At 35.6% G+C, this 21,870-nt stretch carries 18 protein-coding genes; 6 read left to right on the top strand and 12 right to left on the bottom strand.

All coding sequences use genetic code 11. The features are described 5' to 3' along the window. The first annotated feature begins 51 nt into the window (after positions 1-51). On the top strand, positions 52-2,232 hold the full coding sequence (locus BWD162_RS03600) for an RNA degradosome polyphosphate kinase (protein WP_078705478.1): 2,181 nt from the start codon (positions 52-54) through the stop codon (positions 2,230-2,232). 7 nt (positions 2,233-2,239) lie between these two features. Then, positions 2,240-3,751 (top strand): Ppx/GppA family phosphatase, encoded by a 1,512-nt coding sequence (locus BWD162_RS03595; RefSeq protein ID WP_078705477.1) that lies wholly within the window; start codon positions 2,240-2,242, stop codon positions 3,749-3,751. A 106-nt stretch (positions 3,752-3,857) separates the two neighbouring features. On the opposite strand, the gene rnd is transcribed toward BWD162_RS03595, so the two are convergent. Then, complete coding sequence (gene rnd, locus BWD162_RS03590) at positions 3,858-5,012, bottom strand: ribonuclease D (RefSeq protein WP_078705476.1); 1,155 nt, start codon at positions 5,010-5,012, stop codon at positions 3,858-3,860. Positions 5,013-5,148: 136 nt separating this feature from the next. Between rnd and aspS the strand changes: the two genes are divergently transcribed. Then, a complete protein-coding gene (gene aspS, locus BWD162_RS03585) occupies positions 5,149-6,939 on the top strand; it encodes an aspartate--tRNA ligase (protein ID WP_078705475.1) in 1,791 nt (596 codons plus the stop codon). A 283-nt stretch (positions 6,940-7,222) separates the two neighbouring features. After that, positions 7,223-9,472, top strand: coding sequence for a DNA topoisomerase IV subunit A (gene parC, locus BWD162_RS03580; protein WP_078705474.1), 2,250 nt, complete (start codon positions 7,223-7,225; stop codon positions 9,470-9,472). Between the two features lie 121 nt (positions 9,473-9,593). On the opposite strand, the gene BWD162_RS03575 is transcribed toward parC, so the two are convergent. The 10 genes from BWD162_RS03575 to rpe form a co-directional block, all read right to left on the bottom strand. Beyond that, positions 9,594-10,841, bottom strand: coding sequence for a multidrug effflux MFS transporter (locus BWD162_RS03575; protein ID WP_078705473.1), 1,248 nt, complete (start codon positions 10,839-10,841; stop codon positions 9,594-9,596). A gap of 73 nt (positions 10,842-10,914) precedes the next feature. Next, positions 10,915-11,247 (bottom strand): Grx4 family monothiol glutaredoxin, encoded by a 333-nt coding sequence (grxD, locus tag BWD162_RS03570; RefSeq protein ID WP_078705472.1) that lies wholly within the window; start codon positions 11,245-11,247, stop codon positions 10,915-10,917. 97 nt (positions 11,248-11,344) lie between these two features. Continuing rightward, positions 11,345-11,578 carry a BolA/IbaG family iron-sulfur metabolism protein gene (locus BWD162_RS03565; RefSeq protein ID WP_078705471.1) on the bottom strand — a complete coding sequence of 78 codons (234 nt, stop codon included), beginning with the start codon at positions 11,576-11,578 and terminating at the stop codon, positions 11,345-11,347. Positions 11,579-11,636: 58 nt separating this feature from the next. Beyond that, positions 11,637-13,847 (bottom strand): phosphoribosylformylglycinamidine synthase subunit PurL, encoded by a 2,211-nt coding sequence (gene purL, locus BWD162_RS03560; RefSeq protein WP_078705470.1) that lies wholly within the window; start codon positions 13,845-13,847, stop codon positions 11,637-11,639. A gap of 348 nt (positions 13,848-14,195) precedes the next feature. Then, positions 14,196-14,864: a phosphoribosylformylglycinamidine synthase subunit PurQ gene (purQ, locus tag BWD162_RS03550; protein WP_078705468.1), complete on the bottom strand. Its 669-nt coding sequence runs from the start codon at positions 14,862-14,864 to the stop codon at positions 14,196-14,198. A 12-nt stretch (positions 14,865-14,876) separates the two neighbouring features. Next, a complete protein-coding gene (gene purS, locus BWD162_RS03545; RefSeq protein ID WP_078705467.1) occupies positions 14,877-15,116 on the bottom strand; it encodes a phosphoribosylformylglycinamidine synthase subunit PurS in 240 nt (79 codons plus the stop codon). 82 nt (positions 15,117-15,198) lie between these two features. Continuing rightward, positions 15,199-15,963 (bottom strand): phosphoribosylaminoimidazolesuccinocarboxamide synthase, encoded by a 765-nt coding sequence (purC, locus tag BWD162_RS03540; RefSeq protein ID WP_078705466.1) that lies wholly within the window; start codon positions 15,961-15,963, stop codon positions 15,199-15,201. 310 nt (positions 15,964-16,273) lie between these two features. Then, positions 16,274-16,822: an RBBP9/YdeN family alpha/beta hydrolase gene (locus tag BWD162_RS03535; RefSeq protein WP_078705465.1), complete on the bottom strand. Its 549-nt coding sequence runs from the start codon at positions 16,820-16,822 to the stop codon at positions 16,274-16,276. Between the two features lie 77 nt (positions 16,823-16,899). Next, entirely contained in the window at positions 16,900-18,201 is a 1,302-nt protein-coding gene (purB, locus tag BWD162_RS03530; RefSeq protein ID WP_078705464.1) for an adenylosuccinate lyase, read from the bottom strand. A 10-nt stretch (positions 18,202-18,211) separates the two neighbouring features. After that, positions 18,212-18,886 (bottom strand): ribulose-phosphate 3-epimerase, encoded by a 675-nt coding sequence (rpe, locus tag BWD162_RS03525; protein WP_078705463.1) that lies wholly within the window; start codon positions 18,884-18,886, stop codon positions 18,212-18,214. A 157-nt stretch (positions 18,887-19,043) separates the two neighbouring features. On the opposite strand from rpe, the gene BWD162_RS03520 reads away from it, so the two are divergent. Then, positions 19,044-19,577 carry a flavin reductase family protein gene (locus tag BWD162_RS03520; RefSeq protein WP_078705462.1) on the top strand — a complete coding sequence of 178 codons (534 nt, stop codon included), beginning with the start codon at positions 19,044-19,046 and terminating at the stop codon, positions 19,575-19,577. 1,192 nt (positions 19,578-20,769) lie between these two features. Next, on the top strand, positions 20,770-21,186 hold the full coding sequence (gene dksA / locus BWD162_RS03515; RefSeq protein WP_078705461.1) for an RNA polymerase-binding protein DksA: 417 nt from the start codon (positions 20,770-20,772) through the stop codon (positions 21,184-21,186). Positions 21,187-21,236: 50 nt separating this feature from the next. Here dksA and BWD162_RS03510 read toward each other — a convergent pair whose 3' ends face one another. After that, positions 21,237-21,773 carry a flagellar biosynthetic protein FliO gene (locus BWD162_RS03510; protein ID WP_078705460.1) on the bottom strand — a complete coding sequence of 179 codons (537 nt, stop codon included), beginning with the start codon at positions 21,771-21,773 and terminating at the stop codon, positions 21,237-21,239. Between the last annotated feature and the right edge of the window lie 97 nt (positions 21,774-21,870).

The raw sequence follows: 21,870 nt of genomic DNA, 5'->3' as shown, positions 1-21,870 counted from the left end.
ATTCTTCCAATTATTTTGAATTTTAATGTAAAGATAGATTATCTGAGGTATATGAAACAGACAGTAACGGATCAGATTGCTACTCAAAATATAACGATGCAAGATCCAGCACGATTTATTAATCGAGAATTTTCGTGGCTAGAATTTAATAATCGTGTTGTAATGGAGGCTGCTAATCCGAAGCATCCTTTATTGGAACGCCTACGTTTTCTTGCAATTTCAGCGACTAATCTTGATGAATTTTTTATGGTCCGTGTTGCTGGCCTTATTGGTCAAATTTGTGCAGGGATTGTAGAACGCAGTGCAGATGGACGAACCCCACAGGAACAACTTGATTTTATATTAACTGAGATTTCGCATCTGCAGACTAATCAGCAACAAAAATTTTGTGTTTTACGTCATGAATTAAAACAGAATAATATTGAAATTATTCATTCTGATAGCCTTTCAGAAATTGAAAGATTATGGCTTGAAAAGCATTTTTTAAATACAATTTTTCCTATTTTAACGCCCTTATTTATTGATTCTGCTTGCTCTTTTCCATTTATTCCTAATTTAGGGCTTTCTATTGTATTCCAATTATTGCACTATGTTGATCAACGTCCTGTGACAGCATTATTGTGTATGCCGGCTGATTTGAAACGTTTTATTTTACTTCCTCGTGAGAGAAGTAGTTTTCGTTTTATCGCGTTTGAAGATGTTATTAGCCTTTTTGTTAGTCATTTATTTCCTGATTATGAAGTTAAGGGAAATGGTATATTTAGAATTATTCGTGATAGCGATATAGAGGTGGAAGAAGAGGCTGAAGATCTTGTCCACTTTTTTGAAACTGCACTTAAAAGGCGTCGTCGTGGGCAAATCATTCGAATTGAATTTGATGTGAAAATGCCTGAAGATTTGCGTCAATTCATTACAAATGAACTTGCAGTTTCTGGTAATTGTATCAGTATTTTAAATGGATTGTTGGCACTTGATATGATATCAGAAATTGTTTCTATCCCACGTGATGATCTGAAATTTGTTCCTTATAATCCTTACTTTCCTGAATGTGTGCGCAAATATAATGATGATTGTTTTGCAGCTATTCGTGAAAGTGATATTATTATTCACCATCCTTATGAATCATTTAGTTTTGTTGTGCATTTTTTACGTCAAGCTGCTCAAGATCCTGATGTTGTTGAGATCAAGCAAACTCTTTATCGCACGTCGAATGATAGCCCGATTATTGGTACTTTGATTGACGCTGCCAAACGGGGTAAATCAGTAACCGCTTTGATAGAACTTAAAGCACGTTTTGATGAAGAAGCTAATATTCGCTGGGCACGTGATCTTGAACATGCAGGTGTTAAAGTTGTTTTTGGTTTTATTGAACTCAAAACACATGCTAAAATGTCTTTAGTAATAAGGCGCGAAGAGAAGCGTCTTCGTTTTTATGTGCATCTTGGCACAGGCAATTATCACCCAATTACCGCTAAAATTTATACTGATCTTTCTTTTTTTACCACTGATGATGCTATTGGTCATGATGTCGCATTACTTTTTGATTATATTACTCAATATAAACAACCAAAGGAATCAATGAAAATTGCTTTTTCTCCATTAACACTGCGCAATCGTATTCTTGAACATATCGAAGAAGAAACTGTCAATGCACAACAGGGGCGATCTGCTACTATTTGGATGAAAGTGAATTCGTTAGTTGATCCTGAAATTATTGATGCTTTATATCGCGCAAGTCAAGCTGGTGTACAGATTGATTTGATTGTCCGTAGTATATGTTGTTTAAGACCCGGTATCTCAGGAATTTCGGATAATATTCGTGTCAAATCAATAATAGGGCGGTTTCTTGAGCATAGCCGTATTTTCTGTTTTGGTAATGGTAAAGATTTACCGAGTGAAAATACCATAATTTATTTTGGTTCAGCCGATATGATGACACGTAATCTTGATCATCGTATTGAAGTGTTGGTTCCAGTTTTTAATAAGGCAGTTCGTCGACAAATTCTTTCACAAATTATGTTAGCTAATGTTATTGATAACCAACAAAGCTTTGATATATTGAGCGATGGAACATCAAAACGTATAACGCCGTTAAAAGGTGAAAAATTATTTAATGCGCAGGAGTATTTTATGACCAACGCGAGTCTTTCTAAGGGGGACAAATTTTTAAAATCTTCTGCCTTACGTTTAATTGCATTGCGTCGGCAGAAAAAAAAGACATATAAAGACTGAAATATCAATGACATGTATAAATGCTCAGGGTCGACTGAAAGGGCGTAAACCCATTGCGGTGGTCGATATTGGTTCAAATTCTGTTCGACTTGTTGTCTATGAAGGTCTTGTACGCTCGCCGACAGTTTTATTTAATGAAAAAATTCTTTGTGGTCTTGGTCAAGGTGTTGCAAAAACTGGTTTTTTAGAAAAAAAATCAACTGAAATGGTATTGCACACATTGAGACGATTTCGTGCACTTTGCCAACAGATTGGTGTGAACGAAATTCATGCTTTAGCAACAGCAGCAGTGCGAGAAGCAAAAAATGGGGTAATTTTTATTCAGGATGCTGAAAAGATCTTACACGATAGAATACGCATTCTTTCAGGAAATGAAGAGGCAGTTTATTCAGCTTATGGAGTTATTTCCACCTTTTATCGTCCAAATGGTGTTTCTGGTGATCTTGGTGGTGGAAGTCTTGAGCTTATTAATATTTATGATTCTAATTTAGGTGAAGGAATAACGCTACCATTAGGTAGTTTGCGGTTGCAGTATATGTCTAATAACAATATTACAGTAGCAACAAAGATTGCTCACGAGAAACTTTATGGAGCTTCTTTTATGCATAAAAGCACGCCACATTATTTTTATGCAGTAGGAGGTACATGGCGTAATCTGGCAAAACTTCATATGGCAGCTAAACATTACTTGTTACCTGTTGTACACGGTTATGAAGTTGATGCACTTGAGATAAAGGATTTTCTGTACCTTGTAGTTACTGATAATATTGATAACTTGAAAGGTATTTCGGCTATTTCAAAGAATCGTCGTCAACTTTTAGCCTATGGAGCGGTCGTTCTTATTGAACTTATTCAGTATATGGGTTTAAAAAGAATAGTTTTTTCTGGAGCTGGAGTTCGTGAAGGTTTTCTTTATGCACAATTACTGCAAGAGGTTCGCATTTCTGATCCTTTAATTGCAGCGTGTAAAGAGATGGCTATTTTACAAGCACGCTCACCAAAGCAGGCAGATGAACTCATTGATTTTACTACGAATGCGTTTAAAGCTTTTGGAATTTCAGAAACTGAAGATGAATATCGTTATCGTAAAGCTTCTTGCCTTCTTTCTGATATTGGTTGGCGTATACATCCAGATTATCGAGGTAATGAGGCAGCTAATCAAATAGCGTTGGGATCTTATCCAGGGATTTCTCATGAAGGACGCATTTATGCTGCATTAGCTGTTTTTTTTCGTAATGCGGGTTTATTTTCCGATAAAGAAATTCCAGATATTCTTAAATTAGCAACTCATGATATGGTTGAAAAGGCACGTATTCTTGGTGGGGTTATGCGTATTGCTAATCTTTTTAGCGCTTCTACTACAGGGATTTTATGTGATCTATTATGGCAGAAAAAACAAGATCATGTTATATTACATATTCCAATACGTTATTCTGATTTAATAGGTGAACGGCCTTTGGGGCGATTAAAACAATTATCCAAAATAACAAAATTACCTTTGATGTTTGAAATTTCATGATTCTTTCATAGATGAATTAAGAGCCTGTTTTTGTTAAAAAAACAACATATCCGAACTTATTATATGCTTAATGGATGTATTTCTAAGTAGAAATATCTTTTATAAGTTAAAGCTGCTTGGTTGTTATTTCTCCATTATGAAAATAAAATGCTAGCTGGCCTTTTAGCATTTGTTCTGCTTTTTGACCAAATATTTCATAACGCCAGCCATTCATGGCAGGGATATTTTCTATTATAGCACCATGGGCGATTTTTTCTAAATCATTGGAAGTTGCAATAATTTTAGGAGCAATGTCATTTTCATTTGCAACGAGTTTTAATAATACTTTGAGCAAATCAATTGCAGCAGCTGTTTTATCATGAATAGGATTATGCTTAGGAAGGTCAGGTAAAGAAGCAATATCAACTTCAAAGCTTTCATGGATAGCTTTGATTAATGCTTGTGTAGTTGATGGGTGATACCCACTTTTTTTTAAGCTGCGCAAACGCTTTAGTTCAAGTTCGTCTTTTGGTTGTTGAATTGCAAGTTCAATAAGGCATTCGTCTTTCATAATATGACGACGCGGAACATTATGCTTGCGTGCTTCACGTTCACGCCAAGCAGCGACTTTTTGTAACACAGCCAGTTCACGAGGAGCTTTAACTTTTCCTTTCACTTTTTTCCATGCGTCTTCTTCTGGTATATCGTAAGTTGTTGGTGTTAAAAGAATCTCAAGTTCATCATTCATCCAATGGGTTCGTTTGTTTTTTTCTAATTTCTTTTTCAATGAAAGATAAACGTCTCTTAAATAAGTTACATCAGCAAGTGCATAGAGCAATTGTTTTTCAGAGAGGGGGCGGTGGCTCCAGTCTGTAAAGCGAGATGATTTATCAAGATGATGCCCGGTGCAGCGTTGTACAATTTGATCATAGGAGATAGAATCACCAAATCCACAAATAGATCCTGCTATTTGTGTATCAAATAGAGGGTAGGGGATGATTCCCCCGAGATGATAAATAGTTTCTATATCTTGGCGCGCAGCGTGAAAAACTTTAACAATTTTTTCATCTACCATCAGGTTAAAAAATGATTGTAGATCAATATCTGGTACCATTGGATCAATAAGCATTGTAACATTTGGAGATGCAAGCTGAATCAAGCACAGTTGAGGCCAGAAGGTTGTTTCGCGGATAAATTCAGTATCTACGGTTACAAAATCAGAATTACTCAAAGCAGCAATTGCAATTTCAAGTTCTGTTGTCTGTGTAATAAGTTTCATCATTTCATTATAACATAAGTAGATTAAAATTGTCTTTTGTTGTATTTTTTTTAGGTTTTTTGGGGAATATCTTGACAAGTAGCTGCCAAAAATCGTTTGTAACGCGTATGAAACAATTATAATTTAAAGGCAGAAAACTATGCACCGTTATCGCAGTCATAATTGCGCCGCGCTTCGTAAATGCGATGTAGGAATACAAGTCCGTCTTTCAGGGTGGGTTTATCGTGTTCGTGATCATGGCGGAATTCTTTTTATTGATCTACGAGACCATTTTGGAATCACACAGATTGTTGTTGATCCTTATTCACCTGCTTTTAAAACTGTTGAGAAAGTGCGTGCTGAATCAGTTATTCGTGTGGATGGAGAAGTGCGTGCACGTGCTGATGAGGTTATTAATGCCGCTTTACCAACGGGTGAGGTTGAAGTTTTTGCAAGTGAAGTGGAAATTCTTTCAAAATCTGATGAACTTCCTCTACCGGTTTTTGGTGAACCTGATTACCCAGAAGATATTCGATTGAAATATCGTTTTCTTGATTTGCGTCGAACAACTATGCACAAAAATATAATGCGTCGCACTGAAATTATTGCTTCCATAAGAAAGCATATGCAAGATTGTACCTTTACAGAGTTTACAACACCACTTCTAACGGCATCATCACCGGAAGGAGCACGCGACTTTTTGGTTCCAAGTCGTATACATCAAGGAAAATTTTATGCACTGCCTCAGGCGCCTCAGCAGTATAAACAATTATTAATGGTTTCTGGTTTTGATCGTTATTTTCAAATAGCTCCATGTTTTAGAGATGAAGATCCGCGTGCAGATCGTTTGCCAGGTGAGTTTTATCAATTAGATGTTGAGATGAGTTTTGTTGAGCAGGAAGATGTTCTTTCAACGATGGAGCCTATTGTACGTTCTGTTTTTGAAGAGTTTGCAGATGGAAAGTCTGTGACACAAAGTTTTCCTCGTATTTCGTATGATGAAGCAATTCGGAAATATGGCTCAGATAAGCCCGATTTACGCAATCCAATTATTATGGAAAGTGTTTCTCAACATTTTTATGATTCGGATTTTAAGGTTTTTGCTCAGATTTTAGCTAATGATAAACATGCGCAGGTATGGGCTATTCCCGCTAAAAAAGGGGGCAGTCGTTCTTTTTGTGATCGTATGAATGCATGGGCACAAAGTGAAGGGCAGCCCGGTCTTGGCTATATTTTCTGGCGTCAAGAAAATGGAATCTTTGAAGGGGCTGGTCCTGTCGCTAAAAATATTGGTGAACAGAGAACTGAAGCTATTCGTGTGCAACTTGGGCTTGAAAGTGGTGATGCGTGTTTTTTTGTTGCAGGAAATCCGAAAAAATTTGCGTCTTTCGCTGGTGCTGCGCGTGCACGAGTAGGAGAGGAGTTAGATCTTATCGATCATAAATGTTTTTCTTTAGCATGGATTGTTGATTTTCCATTTTTTGAATGGAATGAAGATGAGAAAAAACTTGATTTTGCGCATAATCCTTTTTCAATGCCTCAGGGTGGAGAAGAGGCTGTTGATTGTCAAGATCCTCTCACTATCAAAGCTTTTCAATATGATCTTGTTTGCAATGGTTATGAAATTGCATCAGGTGGAATTCGTAATCATTCACCAGAAATGATGTTGAAGATTTTTAAGCTTGCAGGCCTTTCTGAAGAGGTGGTCGAAGAACGTTTTGGTGGTCTTTATCGTGCATTTCATTATGGAGCTCCACCTCATGGTGGCATGGCGGCTGGTATTGATCGTATCGTAATGCTTTTGCAAGGTGTAAAAAATTTACGTGAAATTTCTTTATTTCCTATGAATCAACAAGCGCTTGACCTTTTGATGAGTGCTCCATCTGAAGTTTCTGCTGTACAGTTGTCTGATTTAGGAATTCGAATTGCTCGCACTGCTAAAAATGATTGATAAAATTAATTGTCATTTTGATGCTAATTTATTAGAGATTGTATTTAAAAATGATAAAAATAACCTTTATAGAGTAATACTTCGCTTTTTCCTATTGACTGATAAAATAAATAGTAAATATTCTTTTCTACATTTGCAAAATTAGTCTATTTCCTTATTATTTTTTACTCATAATAGTTATTTAAATAATATAATTTTTTAAAATATTTAGGTACTAAAAATTTACACTTAATAGGCCTTATGGCATACTTATTTTTATTTTAGAAGTTTCTATTCATGTACTATGTCAGATAAAATGAGTCAGCCTTTTGATAAAGAATGTATTGAGCCAGTAGAATTGTGTTCCGCTTTGCAGGAGCGCTATTTGGCTTATGCGCTTTCTACTATTACACACCGTGCGTTACCTGATGTACGCGATGGGTTAAAGCCAGTGCATCGGCGTATTATCCATGCGATGCGTTTATTAAAGCTTAATCCTGGACAGTCCTATGCTAAATGTGCGCGGATTGTGGGTGATGTTATGGGTAAATTTCACCCTCATGGTGATGCATCTATTTATGATGCATTAGTACGCTTAGCTCAGGATTTTGCTGTTCGTTACCCATTAATTGATGGGCAGGGCAATTTTGGGAATATTGACGGTGATAATGCTGCAGCTATGCGTTATACAGAAGCACGTATGACTGAAGTTGCGGCATTGTTACTTGAAGGGATTAATGAAAACGCCATTGATTTTCGTTTAACTTATAATGAGGAAGATGAAGAGCCTGTTGTTTTACCGGGGGCTTTTCCTAATCTTTTAGCCAATGGTTCATCAGGTATTGCTGTTGGTATGGCGACATCTATCCCACCGCATAATGTTGCTGAATTATGTGATGCGGCATTGCATTTGATTGCTCACCCCAGTGCAAACAATGAAGATTTAAATCAGTTTGTACTTGGACCTGATTTTCCAACAGGTGGTATTTTAGTTGAGCCTAAAAAGAGTATTGAAGAATCATACCGTACAGGGCGTGGGTTGTTTCGGTTGCGTTCACGTTGGCATCAAGAACAAAGTAGCCGCGGTTCTTATGTCATTGTTGTTACTGAAATTCCATATCAAGTACAAAAATCACGCCTTATTGAAAAAACGGCAGAATTATTACTTGCACGGCGTTTGCCGATGCTTGAAGATATTCATGATGAATCTGCAGAAGATATTCGTATTGTTCTTGTTCCCAAAAATCGTACAGTTGATGCTGAACTTTTAATGGAGTCACTTTTTAAATTAACTGATTTTGAAGTAAGATTTCCTCTTAATCTTAATGTTTTGACTTTAGGTAAAGTGCCTAATGTTCTTTCTTTGCGTGAGAGTTTACAGCAATGGCTTGAGCATCGTAAAGAAGTGCTTGTTCGTCGCTCAAATTATCGACTTAATGAAATTAATTACCGATTAGAAATTCTTAATGGATATCTTATCGCATATTTAAATCTTGATAAGGTGATTCAAATTCTTCGTGAAGAAGATGAACCCAAAAAAGAATTGATTGAACATTTCAAATTAACGGACAATCAGGCTGAAGCTATTCTTAATATGCGGTTGCGTTCTTTACGTAAACTTGAAGAATTTGAAATTCGTAAAGAATTTCAGTCTCTTAAGACTGAAGAGGTGCAATTACAAGCCTTATTAGCCTCCAATATGAAACAGTGGAAAATCATTTCAGATGAAATCACAAAAGTTCGGAAAATTTTTGGACCTGAAACTGTTTTAGGCAAAAGACGTACAACGTTTGAAGATGCTCCAAAGCACGATGTCAATGATATTCAGCAAGCAATGATTGAAAGAGAACCAGTAACTATTATTATTTCTGAAAAAGGTTGGATGCGGGCTTTAAAGGGTCATTTGAATGATTACAAGATGCTTTCTTTTAAAGAGGGTGATTGCTTAAAATTAGCATTGCCAGCGTTTACTACGGACAAAATTGTCATGGTGAGTACTGGTGGAAAATTTTTTACTATTAGTGCAAATGTTTTACCTGGAGGAAGAGGGCACGGTGAACCAATTCGTATTTTAGTGGATATGGATGGTGAACATGATATTTTGACAGCTTTTGTGCATAATGCGCAGGAAAAGCGGCTTTTAGTTTCAGCATATGGGAATGGTTTTATTGTTTCTGAAAATGAAGTGATTGCCAATACGCGAAAAGGAAAGCAAATTATGCATGTAAAATCTCCTGATAAGGTAAAACTTTGCGTTCCGGTAAATGGTGATTATGTCGCAGTGGTTGGAGAAAACCGAAAAATGCTTATCTTTGCCATAGAGCAAATACCAGAAATGAGCCGCGGTAAAGGTGTTCGTTTGCAACGTTATAAAGATGGTGTTGTTGTTGATGCTAAAACCTTTAATTTGTCAGAAGGTTTAAGTTGGCAAGATACAGCTGAACGCAGTTTTAATCGCCAGTCTGATGAGCTTATTGAGTGGATGGGAACACGTGCTGGAGTGGGGCGCTTGGTTCCAAAAGGATTTCCGAAATCAGGAAAATTTTCTAATTAATATGACAGTAGCATATAAATCATTGGCTTAAAGTGCACTAGCAATAGGCTTTAGGCTCTTTTAAATTTATCGACAATAGTAATTTAAAGGGATTATTATAAAATCCCTTTAAGAGCTGTGTTTATTTAGAGTGATGTTTACTAAAAAGACTTCCACGCTCAGCCCATAATACAAGAAAGATAGCTATAAGACTGAGGAAGAAAAATCCTGCTGAATTGGGGATCATTGTTTCATCAAAGCGTTGTGCGATGAAGAAACCGATACCTGTAGCGATGGATGTTTGAAGAAAACCAGATACAGAAGCTGCTGTTCCAGCAATTTTTCCTAAAGGCTCAAGAGCAAGTGTATTGAAATTAGCCATAATACCACCGCACGTAAACATTAGTATAGAATAAAGTATCATGTAAAAAGAGAAAGAGATAATACCGCCTGTTAAAATGGATGCGATAAACCAGACGCATGAAATGGTACAAAATAGTAGAAGCATACTATGACCAATGCATCGCATTCCAAGACGATGAACAAGTCGAGAATTTAAGAAAGCTGATACCGCTTGAAATGCAGCACTAGCTGCAAAAGCTACAGGGAACAAAATCCCCAAGTTATAGATCCCTTCATATATTTGTTGCGATGTGTTAACAGCAATAAAGATGCAGCCTAACATAATGGAAGTAGCAAGCGTGTAACAAAGTGCAGTCCGGTTGGTAATGACAAGGCATAACCCACCTTTAATAGAAGAAAAGGAAAGAGAGCGCTGTGTATGGAGAGTTTCAGGTAAGCGCAGGTAAATCCAAATCATCAATCCAAAACCAACAAATGCCATGAATATAAAAATAAGTTGCCAGTGCTCAAGAAATAAGATCGTCTGGCCTATTATTGGTCCGAGCATTGTTGCAATGAGAAAGACCATCATGACTATGGACATAACTTCTGCCATTTCTCGACCGTTATAGAGATCTCGTACCATGGAAATTGTAAGCACACGCATTGCAGCGCCCCCAACGCCTTGAAGAATACGAAGAATAAGCAATAAGGGAAAACTTGTTACATATGCACAGCCAAGTGCTGTTAATGAATAAAGGGTAAGGCCCATGAGGACAAGTTTGCGTCGCCCGAAACGGTCACTTATTGGGCCAAAAAATATTTGTGTGACACCGAAGCTGATAAGATAACAAGAAATGATATAATGCTGATCATTTTCGTTGATGATATGAAAGCTATTTAAAATATTAGGCATAGCTGGCAGCATAATATCAATGGCTATCGAATTAATTGCCATCAGTGCTGCAATGATAATGACAAATTCTTTATATCCAATTCTTTTTTTGATTGCATCTATATGCTTTTGTTCGTCAACCAAATATGACATATACACCCTTTAAAATAAAAAAATCTGACTGAATAACAGTTCGTAAGAGGCTAAAAAAATTAAAGTTAATTTTTTATGATATATTACAGGTAATGTCTTTTTCTTTGAGTAGTTTTTGTAACTCATCACTTTGAAACATTTCTTTAATAATATCGCAACCGCCAATAAATTCACCTTTGATATAGAGTTGTGGAATTGTTGGCCAATTTGAATAATCTTTTATTCCCTGACGCAATTCATCAGAAGTTAAAACATTAATTCCTTTATAATTTAATCCTAAATAGTCAAGGATTTGAACAACTTGCCCAGAAAATCCACATTGTGGAGTATTAGGGGTTCCTTTCATGAATAAAACGACATCATTTGTTTTAATTTCATTATCAATAAAATCGTAAGCAGTAGTCATTTTTATTCCTTATATTGGTTACATTTTAGGAATTACAGTTATGTTAGTTTTATTTTAAATCGTATTAACAAAATGAATGCAAGAAGAAATTTGTAAATTATTTAGGTACACTTGTTTGAAGTGCTAAGGCATGAAGCGCACTTCCCATATTGCCTTTAAGAGCATCATAAACCATTTTATGCTGCTGAACACGGCTTTTACCCCGAAAACTTTCCGAAATAACTTCTGCAGCGTAATGTTCACCGTCTCCTGCAAGATCACGGATTGTCACTTTTGCATCGGGAATTCCTTCACGAATAAGAGTTTCAATTGCATGAGCATTCATTGCCATGAGTTATTCTCCTCTATTTATTTGTTATTTTTTATAGCTAATGGAAATAAATCATTATTTATTTCTCACCCATAAACTCTGGAAACCAGCTTTCATAAGCCTGTGTCAGTTTAGATACTGGAAGTGTTAATACATCTTTTATGTCAAGTACATTGCCTTCAACTGTACCAAGCTCCATTAAAGAAACTTCGCTTGTCTGAGCAAGTGTTTTAAGGTCATTAAATTTATTAGGATTAACTGCTAACAGGTAACGTCCTTGATCTTCACCGAAAAGTTCGGCATGATGCGGTAATTTGTTGCTTAATTTTGCTCTAATTCCTTTATTTGCTTTAATTACCATTTCTGCAAGAGCAATGGCCAATCCTCCATCAGAAATATCATGAGCAGCATGAATAAAACCATAATTAATGACATCGCGAACGAATTGACCATTCTTTTTTTCAAGCTGTAAATCCACATAAGGTGGTGCACCATCCTCAATATTTAAAATATCACGTGCATAGATTGATTGTCCTAAATGTGAGCCACAAGGGCCAATTAAGACTATAATATCTCCGTTTTGCATATTGTTTATTGTAGCCATTTTTGACCAATCATTAAGAATACCAACACCAGCGATTGTAGGTGTAGGAAGAATTTCTTCTCCATTGGTTTCATTATAAAGAGAAACATTTCCTGAAACGATTGGAAAATCGAGTACTCTGCAAGCCTCACCTATACCTTTAATGGCAAAAACTAGCTGCCCCATAACTTCAGGTTTTTCAGGATTGCCAAAATTGAGATTATCAGTAGCAGCTAGTGGTGTTGCGCCTGTGGTACTAATATTACGCCAACATTCTGCAACGGCTTGTTTTCCTCCTTCATAGGGGTCAGCTTCACAATAACGAGGCGTTACATCAGAGGAAAAAGCAAGAGCACGTTTGTCTCTATTGTCTATGCGAATAACACCTGCATCACCCCCTGGGCGAGTGAGGCTATTACTCTGGATAATTGTATCATACTGTTCATAAACCCATCGCCGTGAACTTTGATTGGCCGAATTTAATAAGGTAAGCAGTGCATCGCCGAGGTTTTCAACTTTTTTAACTTCCTCTAGTCTAAGAATTGATTTTTTAGGGGGCTCTATCCAAGGACGATCATAAGTTGGAGCTTCATCTCCAAGTTCTTTGATTGGTAGATTAGCCACTTCTTGCCCTTGGTGTAATACGCGGAAACGTAAATCATTTGTTGTTTTTCCAATGACGGCAAAATGAAGTCCCCATTTATTAAAAATTTCAGATGCTTTTTTTTCAAGTTCTGGTTTAAGAACCATAAGCATACGTTCTTGACTTTCAGAAAGCATCATTTCATAGGCTGTCATATTTTCTTCACGAACAGGTACGTTATCAAGATTTAGCTCTATTCCTAAATCGCCTTTTGCACCCATTTCAACTGCAGAGCATGTTAGCCCTGCTGCACCCATATCTTGAATACCAATAACCGCTCCTAATGCCATCAATTCTAAACAAGCTTCAAGCAGACATTTTTCAGTGAAAGGATCACCCACTTGAACAGTTGGGCGTTTTTCATTGATTGTATCATCAAATTCAGCAGAAGCCATTGTAGCTCCACCAACACCATCACGTCCTGTTTTAGCACCAAGATAAACAATAGGAAGTCCCACACCTTGCGCTTTGGAGTAAAAAATAGAATCTGTTTTTGCTATACCAGCTGCGAAAGCGTTAACAAGAATATTACCATTATAACGCTTATCAAAATTGACTTCTCCACCAACAGTCGGGACACCAAAAGCGTTTCCATAACCACCAATTCCAGAAACAACACCCGAAACCAGATAACGTGTTCGGGGGTGATCAGGAGATCCAAACCGTAATGCATTCATACTTGCAACAGGGCGAGCACCCATTGTAAAAACATCACGTAAAATGCCACCAACACCTGTTGCTGCACCTTGATAAGGTTCAATATAAGAGGGGTGGTTATGACTTTCCATTTTGAAAACAACGCATTGATTGTTGCCTATATCAACAACGCCAGCATTTTCACCAGGACCTTGAATAACACACTTTCCTTTTGTTGGTAAAGTTTTGAGCCATTTTTTAGAAGATTTATAGGAACAATGCTCGTTCCACATTGCAGAAAAAATTCCGAGCTCAGTTAATGTTGGTTCCCTACCGATTAGCTCCAAAATACGTTGGTATTCATCGGGTTTTAAGCCATGTTGTGCGATTAATTCTGGTGTAATGGCAATGTTATTGTGAAGGTTCATTAGTATTTCCATTATATTGATAAAATTTTAATATTTGTTATCATTTTTAATACAGCTGTTTAATGTATTGGTAATTTCATTATTTGATAATGAAGCTATTAAAGGACTAATAAGTTAAGGCTTTAGTTAGTTGTACTTTAAACTCAGTGGTCAAATTTTTAAAAAAATTATAAAGCACGATTAAAATACAAAAGTGATTTGAGCTTGAATAATGAGCATAAAATTTAAAAGAAAGACCAAATTTGTAGTGAAACTTTGAACTTTCAAACCATATCTGATGTGTATTTAGAATAATATATTTCATCATTGTAAGTGTAGAAATTTGTTTGGTAAAGTTTATTTCATACATTAATTTTTTGATTCTAAAACACTTTGAAATAATAAGCGGCCATCATCACCACCATGTGCAGCTTCAATAAAATTTTCAGGATGAGGCATTATACCAAGAACATTGCCAGTTTTATTGACAATACCAGCAATATCACTAACTGAACCATTAGGATTTGTATTTTCTGCATAGCGGAAAACAATTTGCTTATTGTCTTCCATTTGTTTTAGTGTATCATTGTCAACGAAGTAATTTCCATCGTGATGGGCAACAGGGCAGCGAATAATTTGCCCTTTGGAATAGCATCGAGAAAATTTTGTATCAGCGTTAGCGACTTCAAGTTTTATTTCACGACAAACAAATTTTAATGAAACATTGCGCATTAAAGCGCCTGGTAATAATCCGGATTCTAGCAAAATTTGAAAACCATTACATATCCCCATAATTATGACACCTTTTTGTGCTTTTTCACGGACAGCTTGCATAACTGGCATCCGCGCACCAATAGCACCACATCTTAGATAGTCACCATAGGAAAATCCCCCAGGGATAACGATCATATCGACCTGAGGAATTGTTGTTTCCGTTTGCCAAATCTTGAGTGGTTGAATGCCTGTTATGTGATATAATGCCGCAATCATATCTTGATCGCGATTTAATCCGGGTAATTGAATAATAGCAGTTTTCATCGAGTGATCCGCTCAAAGAAGTTCTATAGTGTAGTTTTCAATGACAGGATTTACAAGCAATTGCTCACACATTTGTTCAAGTTTTTGTTTTGCTGTTTCAGCGGGTATGTTATCGAGAATGATATCAAACACTTTTCCTTGGCGAATAGATTGAATACCAGTAAAAGCTAAATTATTTAAAGCACTAGTGATCGCTTCTCCTTGGGGGTCAAGAACGCTGCTTTTTAAGTTAACTATAACGCGTGCTTTCATTTTTATTTCCTGTTATTTAAAGAATTTTTAAAAAGAATGGCTCTTTTTTATAAAGCAAGGCTGTATTGCATCACTTTGTTTCTCATTTGACTAAAACTGGGCCACTTGGTCGTTGAGGGTCATTTTCATTCATAATACCAAGACGTTTTGCAACATCTTGATAAGCATTAATAAGTCCACCCATATCACGACGAAAACGATCTTTATCCATTTTTTCTTGCGTTTGCATATCCCATAAACGAGCAGAATCAGGTGAAATTTCATCAGCAAGAACGATACGCATCGTTTCACCTTCCCATAAACGACCAAATTCTATTTTAAAGTCAATCAGTTGAATGCCAACGCCTGCAAAAAGCCCAGAGAGAAAATCATTAATACGAATTGAAAGTTGCATAATTTCTTCTATTTCTTGCGGAGCAGACCACCCAAAAGCAGTAATATGTTCTTCCGTTACCATTGGATCATCAAGAGAATCGTTTTTGTAGTAAAACTCAATGATAGCTTGTGGAAGCACTGTTCCTTCTTCTAGTCCTAAGCGCTTAGAAAGGGAACCTGCAGCAACGTTACGTACAACAATTTCCAGCGGAATAATTTCAACTGCTTTGATAAGCTGTTCACGCATATTAATCCGTTTTATAAAATGTGTTGGGATGCCTAAACGACCAAGTTGGGTAAAAATATACTCTGAAATACGGTTATTTAAGACTCCTTTACCATCAATGATTTCATGTTTTTTTGCATTAAATGCAGTCGCGTCATCTTTAAAAAACTGAATATAGGTACCTGGTTCAGGCCCTTCATATAGGATTTTGGCCTTACCTTCATAAATACGGTGACGACGGTTCATCATAATTCTCTATTCGTTGAAAAATCTTAATATTATTAATGAAAAAACATTATCTTAATTAGCAACAATTCTCAATGAATTGCTATAATATTTACTACAATTTTTGTTATTTAAAGCATATTAAATGAGATTTAAACTTTTATAGTCTGGCAAAGATATTAATGCAATCAGGCAAAATGAATAATTTGTTTTATGTTTTTCAGCATGAATCTGTGTAGGTAAAAATATTTAAGCTTCTTATAGGATATGTGTTAAGTAATATCGGGTACAATGACATAAATGTATTTTCTGAGAGTGATTCATATTGTCTTTAAAGCTTTGCAAGGAAATGGGAAAAAACTATCAGTCCTTCAGGCCAAGGACCATGACCAGATTCCACATTAATATGTCCAGATTGTCCAGCGTCAACAAAAAGTGCATTCCAGTCTTTGGCAAGATTTTCTGCTACTGAGAATTGGCAAAATTTATCATTGCGACTTGCAATAACTACTGAAGGAAAGGGGAGTTTTTTGCGATGATATGGACCAAATGTCATTAAATGCTTTGGGCGTATTTTTTCATTTTCTATATCTGGTGGGGCAACAAAGAAAGCACCATAGACTTTTTCTGCGTTTTGCGTAATTGCGTGAATAACTGTTGGCACTCCCAATGAGTGGGCAATAATAGCAACAGGTTTATTGGCTTGTGCGATGGCATTTTTTACTTCATTAGTCCATTCTTTGCATACGGGTTTTGACCAATGAGCTTGTTGAACACGACGGGCGGTAGATAATTTGTGTTCCCAACGTGTTTGCCAATGATCCGGACCAGATCCTTTATAGCCGGGGACAATAAGAATATCGAGTTGATTTGCTTTCATGAATGTCTTTCTTTATGAAAACGTACTTTGAACTAGTAAAAACAAAAGATCTTTTATTTTTTTTACAGTTATTGTTATTATCCAAACACACGTCTAAAAATTGTATCAACATGCTTAGTATGGTAAGCAAGGTCAAATTTTTCGCGAAGATCTGCTTCATTTAAAGCTTTTGCTACATCTTCATCTTTTAACAATTCTTCTAGAAAATCTTTTCCTTGTTCCCAAACTTTCATCGCATTTCGTTGAACAATGTGATAAGCATTTTCACGACTTATACCAGCTTGTGTGAGTGCTAAAAGTACACGTTGTGAATGAATAAGACCACGGAATTTATTGAGATTTTCTTGCATATTTTCTGGATAAACGATTAAATTTTCAATCACAGATATTAATCGAGAAAGAGCAAAATCAAGCGTAATGGTAGCATCAGGACCAATATAACGTTCAACAGATGAATGTGAAATGTCACGTTCATGCCAAAGCGCGACATTTTCCATAGCAGGTACTGCAAATGCGCGCACCATACGTGCCAATCCAGTTAAATTTTCTGTTAAAACCGGATTGCGTTTATGAGGCATAGCAGATGAACCTTTTTGCCCAGGTGAGAAATATTCTTCCACTTCAAGAACTTCTGTTCTATGCAGATGGCGTATTTCTATGGCTAATCTTTCAATAGACGAAGCAATAACTCCAAGTGTTGCAAAGAACATAGCATGACGGTCACGTGGTATTATTTGGGTGGAAACAGGTTCGACACGCATACCTAATGCTTGTGCTACATGTTCTTCAACGCGGGGGTCAATATTAGCAAAAGTGCCAACAGCTCCTGAAATAGCACAAGTGGCAATTTCTTCCCGTGCAGCAAGCAAACGTTTGCGACAACGGAGAAATTCAGCATATGCAAGGGCAAGTTTAACTCCAAATGTTGTAGGCTCGGCGTGAATGCCATGACTACGTCCAATAGTAATTGTCTCTTTATGTTCAAAGGCACGTTTTTTTAATACTTCAAGGAGTTGATTTATGTCTCTCAACAAAATATCGCTAGCGCGCATTAATTGAACGTTGAATGCTGTATCCAACACATCTGATGATGTCATACCTTGATGAATAAAACGAGATTCTGGTCCAATAAATTCAGCTAAGTGGGTTAAAAATGCTATAACATCATGCTTTGTAGTCGTTTCAATTTCATTAATACGATTAATATTAAATTCAGCAGATGAACCTTTTTCCCAAATAATTTTAGCTGATTTTTCTGGGATAATACCAAGCCGAGCTAACGCATCACAGGCATGTGCTTCAATTTCAAACCAAATACGATATTTAGTCTTTGATGACCAAATTGCTACCATTTCAGGGCGAGAATAACGCTCGATCATAATTTTTTCCTTATTGTGAGAGTTTTGCGGCTTGGCGCAATGCGTTAATGCGTGTTTTATAAAGATCTTTGTTACCATTTTTATAAATTGCAGATCCTGCAACAAATACATTTGCACCAGCTTTTGCAGCTATTCCAATTGTATCAACTGTAATGCCACCATCAACTTCAAGATCGATGGGTCGATTGGCAATCATACTTTTTACTCGTTCGATTTTATTTTTCATTTCTGGGATAAAGTTTTGTCCACCGAAACCTGGGTTGACAGTCATGATAAGAATGAGATCTAATTGATCAAGCAAATACTCCAGCACATGTTCTGATGTATTTGGGTTGATTGAAACTCCAGCCTTTTTTCCCATTGCTTTAATTGTTTGCAGTGAGCGATGAATATGAGGACCTGCTTCTGCGTGAATGGTTATAATATCTGAACCGGCTTGCGCAAAGGCTTCAAGATAAGGATCTACAGGTGCTATCATAAGGTGAACATCAAATATTGCTTTGGTTAGTGGGCGTAGTGCTTTGACGATATCAGGGCCAAAAGTGATATTAGGGACAAAGTGGCCATCCATAATATCAAGATGAAGCCAATCTGCGCCAGCATCAACAACTTCGGATATTTCCTGACCGAGCTTAGAAAAATCAGCAGCAAAAAGTGAAGGTGAAATGAAATGGGGACGGGGCATTAAGATCTCCTAAGTGGGCCCTTTTTATTAACGTATAATATTGTGTGATAAATATACATTTTTCTTGCTCATATATGATATAAAAGAATAAGAATATGCAATAAATCAATTTATTGAAATATTCATTGAAATTTTGAGAGCTATCTAAGTGAAAAATATGCAAAATCATACAAAAGATTTAATGCCTAAATTTCAAAAAGTTGCTACTGTTTCTTCACAGGAATATCGGGATACTATGAGCCGTTTAGCAGGAGCTGTACATATTGTAACGACAAATGGTGCTAAAGGAAAACGTGGCGTAACAGTTTCGGCTTGTTGTTCTTTATCAGATGACCCTCCAATGCTTCTTGTTTGCTTAATGAGGCATAATCCTGAAAATAAGCTGTTTATGGAAAATGGAAATTTTTGTGTCAATAGCTTAGCAGGAAAACATCGTTCATTATCAGAAGTTTTTTCTGGGCGCTGTGGTTTTACACAGACTGAACGCTTTAATACAGCTCAATGGTCTGTTTTACAAACTGGTGCACCTAGCTTATCAGGTGCCTTGGCTTCATTTGACTGCCGTTTGATTTGTTGGCATCAACATGCAACTCATTATATTTTGATTGGTGAAGTTGTTGCGATAAACCACAATCAAGAAAAAGATGCTTTGATGTATTTTAATCGTGACTATCATATTTTGTCTTTATAATTGCCACTTTGTTATTAGGTAAGTTTTGGTTATTCATTTCTGTCATGCATAAATTTTTAATGATTAGTTTTAGATTGCTATCACTTGTAAAGTAAAATAATTATATTTATCAAATTATTATTTTAAAATCTTAATGAAAAACTTAATGATTTTGTTTTATTAGTAGTGATAATCATATGATTTTGGGTAATCTAAATGGAGATCTAATTATTGCTGACTTTTAGGCTATAATTTGTATATATTTATGCAATTTGATTCTTCTTTAAAAATATTTGTTTTTATGGATTAAAAAAATTAATATAATAATTACCGTTTAATCAGGTATTCATGGGTTTTTAAAGGATATTTTTTCAAAAAAAAGATAATAAAGAACTTTTATATTTCAGATACATTTTAACCTGATCAGCTACTAGAGGACTGAATGAAAAATTTTGTTTCGTAATTTTTACCAAAATTGGTAATGAAAATATGAATTATACGTATGAATAAGTGTTAATTTCATAATACTATCATTTTATGCAAGTGATAATATGAGGTATTTAATCTTTTTACACTAACTCCTTCTTATAGAAATTTCATATAAAAACAATTAATGCTTTATATGGTGTTCAAATTTTTGTATTATGTTAGTGCTTGCTTTTTGTATGAATAAATTAAAATATATTAAATTTCTTGTAAGGCTGTTTAATTCTAAGTTTTACTAAAGGGAGAAGGAAGGTTAATGTACCCATTACTTACAATTTTTACGTGCTTATGTGCGTTGTTTGTAAAAATTTGTTTTATTTACTTTTGAAAAGGTGATGAAACTTAACTGTCACAGAGCGGAGACTATGAAATTTCATGCTTAATCTTTAATGATTTAAAAGTGATTGAAACTTCATTATTCAAAATAATAAAAAACCAAAAAACCTACTCTTTTATTTCTGCAGAAAATTTTTTACATTCGATTAAGAGAAAGCTATTTTCTAGAATTAATATGGCAGATTTTACAGTTTATGCTGAGATAAAAGAATTTATAAAGCTTCTTTTTAAAAATATTATGAAATTTCAACACGCTACACAAAAAATGAGCTAAAAATTTAAATAATGAATTCAGTATATTCTTATTTTTATAGAAATATACTTTACACTTGTGTTAATAGGAGTTACGCAATATATAGACTACACATACCATATGTGGAAGTTTTATAGCATGAATAAAGTCGTTAGCAATCAGTATCGTCCTAGTGAAGATGAGCCTTTTATGAATGAACGGCAAAAGGCATATTTTCGTGCTAAATTAATTTCTTGGAAATGTGATATATTAAAGGAGACTCGTGAGACTTTAGAAAGTTTGCAAAAAGAAAATACCAATCAATCTGATTTGACTGATCGGGCATCTTATGAAGCTGATTGTGCAATCGAATTGCGTGCTCGTGCTCGTCAGAGAAAGCTCATTGCAAAAATAGATGCAGCCTTGGAGCGTATTGATAATGGTACTTACGGGTTTTGTGAAGAAACTGGAGAACCTATTAGTATAAAACGTCTTGAAGCACGACCAATTGCAGTTTTATCGTTAGAAGCACAAGAACGCCATGAACGACGAGAAAAGGTCTACCGTGATGATTAAAATTGATTTACGGTCAAAAAGCAAAATACTCGATATCAGAATGAGGTGCTTTATTTTGGAGTAGGAATAAAGAAAGATGGTTCTTGCCGTTCTTCAATTTCAGCTGTAACTGCCGGATCTTTTAAATGTTTATTAGAGGAGGGAGGGGAGATATTGTCTTGTATAGGTTTTATTGTATTGGTGGATAAAGAGGTTTGTTCAGTAAAGGCAGTATTGAAATTAGTTTCTGACATTTTTGATGTTGGCTGTGTGTTTCTTTGTGATCTGTTATAATTTTCGTGTGAGATTTGTGTTTGAACAATGTTAGATTCTATAACAGTATCTGTTGCTCCACCAATGAGAATTAAATGCTCTACATCATCGCGACGTATTAGAACAAGGCGGCGTGTACGATCAATAGCGATTATATCAGATATGATTAATCGTAGTGGGTGTTTTTTTCTATTGAAATTGAATCTTCCTTTATTCAAATAGCGTAAAAGCGTTATAACTACAACAATTGCTGCAATTATTATTATAAGAAACACGAGGCTTGTAATTATATTTGCTGCAGATGTTCCTATATAGTTTGATAACCAAATATTCATACTGTTTTTTCCTCATTTCATTAATGAAATCATCGTTTTTTATTATGTAAGTTTATAAATTATTTTAAGAAGTTCAATAAATGTGAAATGTTGAGTG

The organism is Bartonella sp. WD16.2 (assembly GCF_002022505.1).
In the GTDB taxonomy this organism is placed as follows: Bacteria; Pseudomonadota; Alphaproteobacteria; order Rhizobiales; family Rhizobiaceae; genus Bartonella.
This window is presented reverse-complemented; position numbering and strand designations above follow the sequence as displayed.

Coding starts and splice junctions, on each gene's coding strand:
- grxD (WP_078705472.1), bottom strand. CDS start 11,247: ATGACTACTGCTTACGATTTTATTGATAATGAAATTAAAACAAATGAT.
- purQ (WP_078705468.1), bottom strand. CDS start 14,864: ATGAAAACTGCTATTATTCAATTACCCGGATTAAATCGCGATCAAGAT.
- purB (WP_078705464.1), bottom strand. CDS start 18,201: ATGATCGAGCGTTATTCTCGCCCTGAAATGGTAGCAATTTGGTCATCA.
- purL (WP_078705470.1), bottom strand. CDS start 13,847: ATGAACCTTCACAATAACATTGCCATTACACCAGAATTAATCGCACAA.
- rnd (WP_078705476.1), bottom strand. CDS start 5,012: ATGATGAAACTTATTACACAGACAACAGAACTTGAAATTGCAATTGCT.
- parC (WP_078705474.1), top strand. CDS start 7,223: ATGTCAGATAAAATGAGTCAGCCTTTTGATAAAGAATGTATTGAGCCA.
- BWD162_RS03565 (WP_078705471.1), bottom strand. CDS start 11,578: ATGGCAATGAATGCTCATGCAATTGAAACTCTTATTCGTGAAGGAATT.
- rpe (WP_078705463.1), bottom strand. CDS start 18,886: ATGCCCCGTCCCCATTTCATTTCACCTTCACTTTTTGCTGCTGATTTT.
- purS (WP_078705467.1), bottom strand. CDS start 15,116: ATGAAAGCACGCGTTATAGTTAACTTAAAAAGCAGCGTTCTTGACCCC.
- BWD162_RS03595 (WP_078705477.1), top strand. CDS start 2,240: ATGACATGTATAAATGCTCAGGGTCGACTGAAAGGGCGTAAACCCATT.
- BWD162_RS03510 (WP_078705460.1), bottom strand. CDS start 21,773: ATGAATATTTGGTTATCAAACTATATAGGAACATCTGCAGCAAATATA.
- BWD162_RS03600 (WP_078705478.1), top strand. CDS start 52: ATGAAACAGACAGTAACGGATCAGATTGCTACTCAAAATATAACGATG.
- purC (WP_078705466.1), bottom strand. CDS start 15,963: ATGAACCGTCGTCACCGTATTTATGAAGGTAAGGCCAAAATCCTATAT.
- aspS (WP_078705475.1), top strand. CDS start 5,149: ATGCACCGTTATCGCAGTCATAATTGCGCCGCGCTTCGTAAATGCGAT.
- BWD162_RS03520 (WP_078705462.1), top strand. CDS start 19,044: ATGCAAAATCATACAAAAGATTTAATGCCTAAATTTCAAAAAGTTGCT.
- dksA (WP_078705461.1), top strand. CDS start 20,770: ATGAATAAAGTCGTTAGCAATCAGTATCGTCCTAGTGAAGATGAGCCT.
- BWD162_RS03535 (WP_078705465.1), bottom strand. CDS start 16,822: ATGAAAGCAAATCAACTCGATATTCTTATTGTCCCCGGCTATAAAGGA.
- BWD162_RS03575 (WP_078705473.1), bottom strand. CDS start 10,841: ATGTCATATTTGGTTGACGAACAAAAGCATATAGATGCAATCAAAAAA.